This window comes from Salipiger sp., from assembly GCF_059781815.1.
This window is the reverse complement of sequence record NZ_JBYNAH010000016.1, coordinates 23,464-33,794: the sequence shown is the minus strand read 5'-3', so window position 1 is coordinate 33,794 and position 10,331 is coordinate 23,464. Positions and strand designations below refer to the sequence as shown.

Genomic DNA, 10,331 nt, shown 5'->3' with positions numbered 1-10,331 from the left:
CGCCGGCTTCCTCGGCCAGCGCCTTCATCGCCTCGGTCTCATAGGCGTTGAGCCGGCAGCCCAGCGTGGTGAACTTGGGCGCGCTCATCGGGCCGCCTCCAGCCAGTCGGGCCCGAAGCTGCCGTCGAACACATGCGCGGTGGCACCCGTCATCCAGACGCCATCGTCGCGCCAGTCGATCTGCAGCGTGCCGCCGTCAAGCTCGAGCGTCACCTTGGGCCCGGTCAGCCCGCGCCGCGCCGCCGCCACCGCGGTGGCGCAGGAGGACGAACCCGAGGACAGCGTCACGCCGACGCCGCGCTCCCAGACCCGCATGCGCAGGTGATCCGGGCCGATCAGGCTCGCCACCTGCACGTTGGTCCGCTGCGGATAGAGCGGGTGATGCTCGAATCGCGGCCCGAAGGTCTCGAGGTCGATGGCCTCGGCATCCTCGACGAAGAAGGTGCAATGCGGGTTGCCCATGCCGGTGGCCACTGGCTTACCCTCGATGGGCAGCTCGAGCGTGTCCATCTCGGAGGCCAGAGGAATGTCCTGCCAGTCGAGCTGCGGGTGCCCCATATTGACCGAGGTGAGCCCGTTTCCCGCATCCCGCGCGAAGAGCTGGCCGCGCTCGGTGACGAGGGTGAGCCGGTCCTTGCCGCTTTCATCCATCAGGAATCGCGCGATGCAGCGGGTGGCGTTGCCGCAGGCCCCGGCGGTCGAGCCGTCGGCGTTGTAGAAGGTCAGCCGCGCGTCGCCCGCGCCGGATTCGATCAGGGCGAGCTGATCGAATCCCACGCCGCGATGGCGGTCGGCGATGGCGCGGGCCAGACCCGACGTCACCTCGATCGGCCGCGCACGCCCGTCGAGCACGACAAAATCGTTGCCGAGGCCGTGCATCTTCATGAAGGACAGGGGTTCGCGCGTGTGTTCCATGGCGCGCATATACGCGCGTTGCAGGACCCTTTCCAGAGCCGCGAAAATTTCCTGTCAGAAATCTGTAAGAATGTGCTTGACCCCACCCCCCGTAATTTCTAGAAGCCGCCCCACAGTGGGCCGTTAGCTCAGTTGGTAGAGCAACTGACTTTTAATCAGTGGGTCGCAGGTTCGAATCCTGCACGGCTCACCACTGCACCAACATCGTCAGGGCATTCGCTTCCTTCGGGAAGATGCGGGCGGTGTTGGGTATTCTCCCGACAGAGCGGCGCCGGTCCGACGCATGGAACCCTTGCCGCGCTCTGCGCGTATGTCTGCGAATCCACGGAGACACCGCCATGAAGGACCCTCTCAACGCTCTCACCCTGACGCTGATCGCAGCGCTCGGCATCCTTGCCCTGATGGCGGTGCCGCACGGCGATTCGAGCTCCGCCCTGACCATCCTCGCCCAACGGTGACCGCGAGACGCTTGCCCCGCAGCCCTGCCGGTGCAACTCTGTCTCTCGTGATGACGAGGTTGCGCAGATGATCCCGGCGCAGGTCGGGCAGGCCCCGCTCGATACCCTGCAAAGCACCGCGCTCGAGGCGCTGGCGCAGGCCGAGAGCTTTTTCACCACCTTCGTGCGGCCGTGGAATTTCTATCAGCTCGGCATCGCGCTGACGCTGTTCCTCATCGCCCACCTGATCGCGCAGGTCGTGAGCCCGAAAATGCGCGAATGGATGCGCACGCGCGAGGGCTGGCCCACATGGCGCATCCGTATGCTGCTGGTGCTGCAGCGGCGATTGCGGATGATCTTCTTCGTGATCCTGATCTGGCACGTGATCGGGATCATGCAACAGGTCACCTGGCCGTCGCGGTCCTATCTGCTGATCATCATTGCGAAACTCGCCAGCGCCTGGCTTGGCATCGCGCTCGGCACGCGGCTGATCCGCAACCCGGCGGTGCGCAGCCTGCTGCGCTACGGGGCGTGGATCTGGGTGACGATCTGGATCCTCGGGCTGAGCGAGGAAACCGCGGCGGTGCTCGACAATGTCGCCATCGAGCTTGGCGAGAGCCGGCTCTCGGCCTGGCTGATCCTGCAGGGGCTTCTGGTGTTGGCCGTGCTGGTGGCGCTGGCGCGGTTCGTCTCCGGAACAAGCGCCGCGAGAATCCGCAGCAACAGCAATCTCAGCCCCTCGATGCAGGTGCTGGCGGTGAAATTCCTGCAGGTCTCGCTTTACGGCGCCGCGCTCTACATGGCGCTGAAGCTCGTTGGCGTGGATTTCACCGGCCTTGCCTTCCTCTCGGGTGCCATCGGCGTGGGCCTCGGCTTCGGCCTGCAGAAGGTGGTCTCGAACCTCGTCAGCGGCATCATCATCCTGCTCGACAAGTCGGTGAAGCCCGGCGACGTGATCTCGCTGAACGACACGTTCGGCTGGATCAACGCGCTTGGCGCGCGCTACGTCTCGATCACCACGCGCGACGGCAAGGAATACCTGATCCCCAACGAGGACCTGATCACCGGGCAGGTGGTGAACTGGTCGCATTCCAACGATTTCGTCCGGCTCGACATCTTCTTCGGCACCTCTTACGGCGACGATCCCCATCTGGTGCGCAAGATTGCCGTCGAGGCGGCACTCTCGGTCAATCGCGTGCTGAGCGACCGCCCTCCGGTCTGCCATATCGTCGGCTTCGGAGACAGCTCGGTCGACTACATCCTGCGGTTCTGGATCTCCGACCCGACCGGCGGCCTCACCAACATCCGCGGCAATGTCTATCTGGCGCTCTGGGACGCGTTCAAGGACAACGGCATCTCGATTCCCTTCCCGCAGCGCGAGGTGCGCGTGGTCAACGAGACGCTGCCGCCGATCTCCGGCCAACCGCCCTCCGGCCCGCCGCGTGACGGGACGTAGCGGCTGACAAGGCCGCCCAGCCGCGTCATCCTCCGCGCAACCCGAGATCTGAGGAGGTCCCCATGTCAGACGATATCGTCATCCTGAGCGGCGCGCGCACCGCCATCGGCACCTTCGGCGGCGCCCTCGCCGGCGTGCCGCCGATCGAGCTTGGCACCACCGCGGCCAAGGCGGCACTGGAGCGCGCCGGCGTCGAGGGCGGCCAGATCGGCCAGGTGGTCTTTGGCCACATCATCAACACCGAGCCGCGCGACATGTATCTCAGCCGTGTCGCGGCGATGCAGGCGGGCACACCCGAGACGGTGCCGGCGATGAACGTCAACCGGCTCTGCGGCTCCGGCGTGCAGGCGATCATCTCGGCCACCCAGTCGCTGATGCTGGGCGATGCCGATTTCGCGCTGGCCGGCGGCGCCGAGTGCATGTCGCGCGCGCCCTTCATCAACCCCGACCAGCGCTGGGGCAAGAAGATGGGCGACATCCGCACCGTCGACATGATGATCGGCGCGCTGAACTGCCCGTTCGGCACCGGCCACATGGGCGTCACCGCCGAGAACGTGGCGCGCGAGCACGGCATCACCCGCGAGGCGCAGGATGCCTTCGCTGCCGAGAGCCAGGCGCGCGCCGCCCGCGCCATCTCCGGAGGGCTCTTCAAGGAGCAGATCGTCCCGGTGGAAATCGCCTCGCGCAAGGGCACCGTGGTGTTCGACACCGACGAGCACCCCAAGGAAACGACACCCGAGACCCTCGCCGGCCTGCGCCCCGCCTTCGAGAAGGACGGCACGGTGACCGCGGGCAATGCCAGCGGCATCAATGACGGCGCCGCGGCGCTGGTGCTGGCCCGTGCCTCCGCCGCCGAAGCCGCCGGGCTGAAACCGCGCGCCCGCATCCTCGGCTACGCCCATTCCGGCGTGCGCCCCGAGGTGATGGGCGTCGGCCCGATTCCGGCGGTGCGCGCCCTGTTCGAACGCACCGGGCTGAGCGCTGCGGATTTCGATGTGATCGAATCGAACGAGGCCTTCGCGGCGCAGGCGCTGGCGGTGAACAACGAGCTGGGCCTCGACCCGGCCAAGGTGAACCCCAATGGCGGCGCCATCGCGCTCGGCCACCCGGTCGGCGCCACCGGCGCGATCATCACGGTCAAGGCGCTCTACGAGCTCGAGCGCATCGGCGGCACGCGCGCCCTCGTCACCATGTGCATCGGCGGCGGTCAGGGCATCGCGCTGGCCATCGAGCGGCTCTGAACGCCGTGGCGCGGGGGCGGCTCAGCCGCCCAGCGCCGACGTCATCGCGCGCTCGGGGAAACAGGTGGCGGGGCGGCCGTTGGCCTCCTGCCACCGCCCGATCGAGCGCCGTGTCTTGAAGCCCGGCAAGCCATCGGCGCCGCCCACGTCATGGCCGCGCGCCTCAAGCCCGCGCTGCATGGCGGCGATCTCCGAGCGGTAAAGCCGCCCGACATCGCCCCAGCGTGCCTCGAAATCGCCCATGCCATACTGGATGCGGTCGCCCACATGGCCGACGAAGAGCGCGTAGAGATCGCTCATGTTGTAGTCCTTCAGCACGTAGAAATTCGGCGTCACGATAAACGCCGGCCCGTGCCGACCGGCGGGCATCAGCAGAAACCCCTCGCCGCGCGCCTCGTTTTCGGGGAAGGGCTTGCCCGAGACCCTCGTGATCCCCATCGCCGCCCAGTCGGCGATCCGCCGCCCCTGATCGGGGCCTTCCAGTGTGCAGGAGACCGAGGCGGGCACCCGCACCTCGAAACCCCAGTCGCGCCCCGCCTGCCAGCCGTGGCGGGCGAGGTAGGTGCCGATCGAGGCGATGGTGTCGGCCTCGGAATTCCAGATGTCGGCATGGCCGTCGCCATTGCCGTCGGCGGCATACTTCAGGAAGTTCGACGGCATGAATTGCGGCTGGCCCAGCGCCCCGGCCCAGCTGCTCTTCATGCTGCGCGGATTGACGTGCCCGGCCTCGGCGATGCGCAGCGCCGCCACCAGTTCGTCGGTGAAATAGCCCGCGCGGGTGCTCATGAATCCCTTGGTGCCGAGCACCCGGAAGGCATCGTGGCGGATCGCCACCTGCCCGTAGCCGCTCTCGCGCCCCCAGACGCCGAGGATGATGCGCCCCGGCACACCGGTGGCGCGCTCCACCGCCGCCAAAGATTGCGCGTGCTGCCGCGCCATGCGCCGCCCGACAGAAGTCGCACCATCAAGCGAGCCGCGCGAGAAATACTTCGCCGGCGCGCCAAACTCGGCCTGCCGCTGCTGCTTCGGCGTCTGCGCCTTGGCTCCCGGCGGCACCAGATCCGGCAGATCCCAGTCCAGCGCCACGCCCGCAAAGGCCGCCTCGAAGGTCCCGCGCGAGACGCCCTCGGCGCGGGCGCGCGGCCAGACCGTCTGCTCGAGCCAGCCGCGAAACTGGCGCTCGACCGCGGCGCGGTCCTGCGCCGCCGCAGGGATGGCCGCGGAGGCGATCAGCAAGGCCAAAGCGAGCGCGCGCAGGCGATGGAACATGGCAGGTCTCCTGTCGGTGATGTTTGAATCCGCTCTTGGGGAAACCTACACCGGATCGCGCCCGCGCACAGCCGCAGCCGGCCCCTTCGCGGCGCTCCGGCGCATCCTTGCCGGCGTCTCCGGTCCTGATCTCAGAACACCCCCATGGCGAGTCCCGCCGCCAGCGCCGCGCCGAGCTCGCGGCAGCGCGTCAAATCCTCTTCGGAGATGGTCTTTTCCGCAAGGATCGCCTCCGGGCTCTGCGCATCGGTGCAGACGATCAGCGGCGGCTGCACCTCGCGCAGCCGCCAGCCGGTGGCGATGCGCGCGGTCTGCCGCGCCGCGTTCTCGCCATCCGAACCCGCGCAGACCATCTGCGCATAGGGCCGGCCCTCGATGCGGCCGAGCACCGGGTAGTAACAGGTGTCGAAGAACTCCTTCATCGCGCCGGACAGCGCCGCGAGGTTCTCCGGCGCGCAGAAAAGGTAGCCCTGCGCCCGCAAGAGATCCTCTGGCCCGGCCTCTTCGGCGCGCAGCAGCCGCGTCGCGCATTCCTCCTGCGCGGCCTCATAGGCGGCCCCGGCCATCTGACGGCTGCCGCCAGTGCGGCTGTGGTACACGATCAGCAACTCCATCCCGCCACCCTAGCCTGTGCGGCAGGCCCGGCAAAGCCGCCGCCAAGACCCGGCTTGACGCTCTCGCGCCCATGAAATATCCAGCCTCTCAGCCGAGCGGGCGTTGTGTAATGGTAAGACCCTTGCCTTCCAAGCAAGAGATACGGGTTCGATTCCCGTCGCCCGCTCCAGACACTCCCAAAGCGCGAATCCTTCCCCCTGCGAGCGCCGCTGGCCGGAAATAAGTCGGATTTACCGCCCTCTGCGGCATTGCGCGGCTTGAATCCTGCGCCTTTCATGGCAAAACGGCTCGGCGCAGGACAGGAGGAGCAATGGCCCACGGTAACCCCGCATCCGCAGTGGCGGAGGAGCGAGACAAATCCCGCAAGCTCGGATCGCTTGCGGCGCTCTGGCCCTACATGGCGCCCTACAAGGCGCTGATCGTCGCCGCCACGCTGGCGCTCATCGCCACCGCGACGGTGTCGCTGACCCTGCCGATGGCCGTCCGCCGCGTGATCGACAATTTCAACGCGCAGGACGGCGCGCTGCTCGACCGCTACTTCCTCGCAGCCCTCGGCTTCGCCGGGCTGCTCGCCATCGGCACCGCCGCGCGCTACGCGCTGGTGACGCGGCTGGGCGAGCGCGTCGTGGCCGATATCCGTAAGGCGGTGTTCGACCGGGTCATCGGCCTCTCGCCGGTGTTCTACGAGCGCATCATGACCGGCGAGGTGCTGAGCCGGATCACCACCGACACCACGCTGATCCTGTCGGTGATCGGATCCTCGGTCTCGATCGCGCTGCGCAACATGCTGATCTTTGTGGGCGGGCTGGCCTTGATGCTGCTGACCTCGGCCAAGCTCACCGCGCTGGTGCTGCTGCTTGTCCCCATCGTCATCGTCCCGATCCTCACGCTGGGCCGCCGCCTGCGCAAGCTCAGCCGCGAGAACCAGGACTGGATCGCCGCCTCTTCCGGCAACGCCGCAGAGGCGCTGCAGGCGGTGCAGACGGTGCAATCCTTCACCCACGAAGCGATCTCGCGCGGGGCCTTTGCCGAGGTCACCGAGAAGAGCTTCGACGCCGCCCGCCGCCGGGTCTGGGTGCGTGCGCTGATGACCGCCATCGTGATCTTCCTCGTCTTCACCGGCATCGTCGGCGTGCTCTGGATGGGCGCGTGGGACGTGCGCGCCGGCAACATGAGCCCGGGCGCGCTGGTGCAGTTCGTGATCTACTCGGTGATGGTGGCCGGCGCCGTGGCGGCGCTGTCGGAGATCTTCGGCGAGCTTCAGCGCGCCGCCGGCGCCACCGAGCGCCTTGTCGAGCTTCTGCACACCGAGGACGCGATCACCGATCCGGCCCAGCCCGCCGCCCTGCCCGCCCCGGTGCGCGGCGAGATCGGCTTCGAGCACGTGCAGTTCTCCTACCCGTCGCGCCCCGATGTCTCGGCACTGGCCGATCTCGACCTGACCATCCGGCCCGGCGAAACCGTGGCGCTGGTCGGACCCTCGGGGGCCGGCAAGACCACCATCGTGCAGCTGATCCAGCGTTTCTACGATCCCGATGCGGGCCAGGTGACGCTCGACGGCGTGGCGCTCGACACCCTGTCGCGCGATGCCTTCCGCAAGCATATCGCGCTGGTGCCGCAGGATCCGGTGATCTTCGCCGCCTCGGCGCGCGAGAACATCCGCTTCGGCCGCCCCGACGCCACCGATGCCGAGATCGAGGAGGCCGCCAAGGCCGCCGCCGCGCATGGCTTCGTCTCGGCGCTGCCCGAAGGCTATGACACCTGGCTGGGCGAGCGTGGCGTGATGCTGTCGGGCGGCCAGAAGCAGCGCATCGCCATCGCCCGCGCCATCCTGCGCGACGCGCCGGTGTTGCTGCTCGACGAAGCCACCTCGGCGCTCGACGCGGAAAGCGAGCGCGCCGTGCAGGCCGCCGTCGACCGTCTGGCCGAGGGCCGCACCACGATCATCGTGGCGCACCGCCTTGCCACCGTGAAGAAGGCCGACCGCATCATCGTCATGGATCAGGGCCGCGTGGTGGCGCAGGGCAGCCACGACGCGCTGGTGGCCGAGGACGGGCTCTACGCCCGGCTCGCCCGGCTGCAGTTCACCGACGGTATCGCGGCGGAGTAGGCGCGGCCCTCAGGGCCAGTCGCCGCCATCGAGAAAGGCCTTGGCCGAGCGCGTGATCTCCTCGCGCTCGGCCTCGCTTTTCTTGCGCAGGCTGCCATAGATCAGCCCCATGCGGTGATTGTCGCCGAGCTTGTCCTCGTTCTCGATCAGGAAATTCCAGTAGAGATAGTTGAACGGACAGGCCTCCTTGCCGGTCTTCTGCTTGAGGCTGTAGTCGCAATTCTTGCAGTAGTCCGACATGCGGTTGATGTAGGCGCCCGAGGCGGCATAGGGCTTTGAGCCCAGCCGCCCGCCATCGGCGTGCATCACCATGCCATGCACGTTGGGCAACTCGACCCACTCGAAGGCATCGGCATAGACCTCGAGATACCATTGCTCGATCTGGCGCGGCTCGACCCCGGCCAGCAGGGCGAAATTGCCGGTCACCATCAGCCGCTGGATGTGATGCGCATAGGCGTTGCGCCGCGTCGCGCCGATGCATTCCGACATGCAGCGCATCTTCGTCTCGGCGCCCCAGTACATCTCGGGCAGGTCGCGCTTGGCGTTGAGGAAATTGCTCTCCACGTAGTCGGGCATCTCGGTCCAGTAGATGCCGCGCACGAACTCGCGCCAGCCAAGGATCTGCCGCACGAAGCCCTCCACCGCGTTGAGCGGCACCTCGCCATCCGCATAGGCCTGCACGGCCTTCTCGCAGACCTCCTGCGCCGTCAGAAGCCCGATATTGAGGTAAGGCGAGATCAGCCCGTGGAAGAGGTAATCCTCGCCAGTCTTCATGGCGTCCTGATAGTCGCCGAAGGTCGGCAGGCAGTCGGCCACGAAATGCCGCAGCGCCCGCAGCGCCTCCTCGCGGGTGACGGCCCAGCCAAAGCCCTCGAGATCGCCGAAATGGTTGTCAAAGCGGGCGGCGACGAGGTCGAGCACCTCCTGCGTGATCTCGTCGGGACGAAAGCGCATCCGGTGCGGCGTCTCGAGCCCCTTGGGCAGCGATTTGCGGTTCTCCTCGTCGAAGTTCCACGCCCCGCCCGCCGGCTCGCCCTCCTTCATCAAGAGCCCCGTCCGGCGGCGCATCTCGCGATAGAAATACTCCATCCGCCCGGTCTTGTTGTCGTCGACCAGCTTGGCGAACTCGTCGCGCGAGCAATAGAACCGGTCGTCCTCGCGGATCTCCACCGGCAGGTCGAGATCGCTCTCCCAGTCGCGCATCATCTCCCAGACCCGCCATTCGCCGGGCTCGGTGGCGACGATGCGCCTGGGCTTGTGGCGCTTCACCGCGCGCTCGAGCTCGCCCGAAAAGCTGTGACTGTTCCTGTCCTCATCGAGCCTGACGTAATCGACCGTGACGCCCTTCGCGCGCAGTTCCTCGGCGAAGTGGCGCATGGCCGAGAGGATCAGCGCGATCTTCTGCGGGTGGTGACGGACATAGCTGGTCTCGTCGCCGACCTCGACCATCAGCACCACGTCCTTCTCGGCGTCGAGATCCGAAAGCGACGACAGCGAGCGGGTCAGCTGGTCGCCCAGCACGAAGCGCAGCGTCTCGGTCATGCGCCGGCCCTCGCCTCGCTGCGGCAGCGGTCGGAGCAGTACTTCACCGCGTCCCAGTCACGCGCCCATTTGCGCCGCCATGCGAAGGGGCGCCCGCAGCAGGCGCAGATCTTCTGCGGCAAATCGACCTTCTTGCGCATCTTCGCCATGCGCTCAGCCCCCCGAGACGGCCGAACCGCCCGCAGCCGTCCCATTAGGCGCGAGACCGTTCAGGATCGCAAAACTGGCCATGTCACCCTCCCGTTCGAGATCGTTTCCGCGGCAGCGCCCTGACTTAGCCGCAAGGCGCAACTTTTCGCGCGCGCGACTCGTTCCTTGGAAAACCGCAGGAGAAACGCGATGCAGCTTGTCACCCTCTACGCCTCGACCCTGATCATCTTTCTGGTGATCGACATCATCGGCATCACCACGATCATCAAACCGGTCTTCGAGCGCCACGTGGGCGACATGCTCGCCGATCCGCTGCGGCTTGGCCCGGCGGGGCTGTTCTATGCCTTCTACATCGTCGGCCTGCTCTACTTCGTCTCGGTGCCGGCGCTGGCCACCGGCCGCCCGGCGCAGGCGCTGCTCGGCGGCGCGCTGCTGGGGCTGATGTGCTACGGCACCTACGAGTTCACCAACCTCGCGACGCTCAAGGGCTGGAGCTACCAGCAGGTCATCACCGACTCGCTCTGGGGTGCGGCGCTGACCGGCGGCTCGGCCTGGGCGGGGCTGACGATCACCCGCTGGATCCACGGCTGAAACAG

General features: G+C 67.5%; 9 protein-coding genes and 2 tRNA genes. 6 read left to right on the top strand and 5 right to left on the bottom strand.

Features of this window, described 5'->3' with window-relative positions; all coding sequences use genetic code 11:
• Positions 1-84: 84 nt before the first annotated feature.
• A complete protein-coding gene (gene dapF, locus AC6RA4_RS03425) occupies positions 85-924 on the bottom strand; it encodes a diaminopimelate epimerase (RefSeq protein ID WP_500157403.1) in 840 nt (279 codons plus the stop codon).
• Between the two features lie 108 nt (positions 925-1,032).
• Here dapF and AC6RA4_RS03420 point away from each other — a divergent pair.
• The 3 genes from AC6RA4_RS03420 to AC6RA4_RS03410 all read left to right on the top strand — a co-directional run bounded on the left by AC6RA4_RS03420 (position 1,033) and on the right by AC6RA4_RS03410 (position 4,049).
• A tRNA-Lys gene (locus AC6RA4_RS03420) sits at positions 1,033-1,108 on the top strand.
• A gap of 332 nt (positions 1,109-1,440) precedes the next feature.
• Positions 1,441-2,808: a mechanosensitive ion channel family protein gene (locus AC6RA4_RS03415; RefSeq protein ID WP_500157401.1), complete on the top strand. Its 1,368-nt coding sequence runs from the start codon at positions 1,441-1,443 to the stop codon at positions 2,806-2,808.
• A gap of 62 nt (positions 2,809-2,870) precedes the next feature.
• Positions 2,871-4,049 carry an acetyl-CoA C-acyltransferase family protein gene (locus AC6RA4_RS03410; RefSeq protein WP_500157400.1) on the top strand — a complete coding sequence of 393 codons (1,179 nt, stop codon included), beginning with the start codon at positions 2,871-2,873 and terminating at the stop codon, positions 4,047-4,049.
• Between the two features lie 21 nt (positions 4,050-4,070).
• Here the strand turns inward: AC6RA4_RS03410 and AC6RA4_RS03405 are convergent, their stop codons facing one another.
• Complete coding sequence (locus AC6RA4_RS03405) at positions 4,071-5,318, bottom strand: lytic murein transglycosylase (protein WP_500157398.1); 1,248 nt, start codon at positions 5,316-5,318, stop codon at positions 4,071-4,073.
• Positions 5,319-5,449: 131 nt separating this feature from the next.
• Positions 5,450-5,932 (bottom strand): flavodoxin family protein, encoded by a 483-nt coding sequence (locus tag AC6RA4_RS03400; protein WP_500157397.1) that lies wholly within the window; start codon positions 5,930-5,932, stop codon positions 5,450-5,452.
• Between the two features lie 96 nt (positions 5,933-6,028).
• Between AC6RA4_RS03400 and AC6RA4_RS03395 the strand changes: the two genes are divergently transcribed.
• Both AC6RA4_RS03395 and AC6RA4_RS03390 read left to right on the top strand, forming a co-directional pair.
• Positions 6,029-6,102: transfer RNA gene (locus AC6RA4_RS03395), tRNA-Gly, on the top strand.
• Between the two features lie 141 nt (positions 6,103-6,243).
• The gene (locus tag AC6RA4_RS03390) at positions 6,244-8,043 is read left to right on the top strand and encodes an ABC transporter transmembrane domain-containing protein (protein ID WP_500157395.1); all 1,800 of its coding nucleotides are present in this window, start codon (positions 6,244-6,246) and stop codon (positions 8,041-8,043) included.
• A gap of 9 nt (positions 8,044-8,052) precedes the next feature.
• Here the strand turns inward: AC6RA4_RS03390 and AC6RA4_RS03385 are convergent, their stop codons facing one another.
• On the bottom strand, positions 8,053-9,585 hold the full coding sequence (locus AC6RA4_RS03385; RefSeq protein ID WP_500157393.1) for a cryptochrome/photolyase family protein: 1,533 nt from the start codon (positions 9,583-9,585) through the stop codon (positions 8,053-8,055).
• Complete coding sequence (locus tag AC6RA4_RS03380; RefSeq protein WP_500157391.1) at positions 9,582-9,734, bottom strand: DUF2256 domain-containing protein; 153 nt, start codon at positions 9,732-9,734, stop codon at positions 9,582-9,584. The genes AC6RA4_RS03385 and AC6RA4_RS03380 overlap by 4 nt, the downstream gene beginning before the upstream one ends.
• A gap of 190 nt (positions 9,735-9,924) precedes the next feature.
• Between AC6RA4_RS03380 and AC6RA4_RS03375 the strand changes: the two genes are divergently transcribed.
• The gene (locus AC6RA4_RS03375) at positions 9,925-10,326 is read left to right on the top strand and encodes a DUF2177 family protein (protein ID WP_222602626.1); all 402 of its coding nucleotides are present in this window, start codon (positions 9,925-9,927) and stop codon (positions 10,324-10,326) included.
• The last annotated feature ends 5 nt before the right edge of the window (positions 10,327-10,331 follow it).

What these genes read in the sequence shown, in the direction of transcription:
- AC6RA4_RS03390 (WP_500157395.1), top strand. Translation starts at nt 6,244, where the DNA reads ATGGCCCACGGTAACCCCGCATCCGCAGTGGCGGAGGAGCGAGACAAA.
- AC6RA4_RS03385 (WP_500157393.1), bottom strand. Translation starts at nt 9,585, where the DNA reads ATGACCGAGACGCTGCGCTTCGTGCTGGGCGACCAGCTGACCCGCTCG.
- AC6RA4_RS03415 (WP_500157401.1), top strand. Translation starts at nt 1,441, where the DNA reads ATGATCCCGGCGCAGGTCGGGCAGGCCCCGCTCGATACCCTGCAAAGC.
- AC6RA4_RS03405 (WP_500157398.1), bottom strand. Translation starts at nt 5,318, where the DNA reads ATGTTCCATCGCCTGCGCGCGCTCGCTTTGGCCTTGCTGATCGCCTCC.
- AC6RA4_RS03375 (WP_222602626.1), top strand. Translation starts at nt 9,925, where the DNA reads ATGCAGCTTGTCACCCTCTACGCCTCGACCCTGATCATCTTTCTGGTG.
- AC6RA4_RS03400 (WP_500157397.1), bottom strand. Translation starts at nt 5,932, where the DNA reads ATGGAGTTGCTGATCGTGTACCACAGCCGCACTGGCGGCAGCCGTCAG.
- AC6RA4_RS03410 (WP_500157400.1), top strand. Translation starts at nt 2,871, where the DNA reads ATGTCAGACGATATCGTCATCCTGAGCGGCGCGCGCACCGCCATCGGC.
- AC6RA4_RS03380 (WP_500157391.1), bottom strand. Translation starts at nt 9,734, where the DNA reads ATGGCGAAGATGCGCAAGAAGGTCGATTTGCCGCAGAAGATCTGCGCC.
- dapF (WP_500157403.1), bottom strand. Translation starts at nt 924, where the DNA reads ATGCGCGCCATGGAACACACGCGCGAACCCCTGTCCTTCATGAAGATG.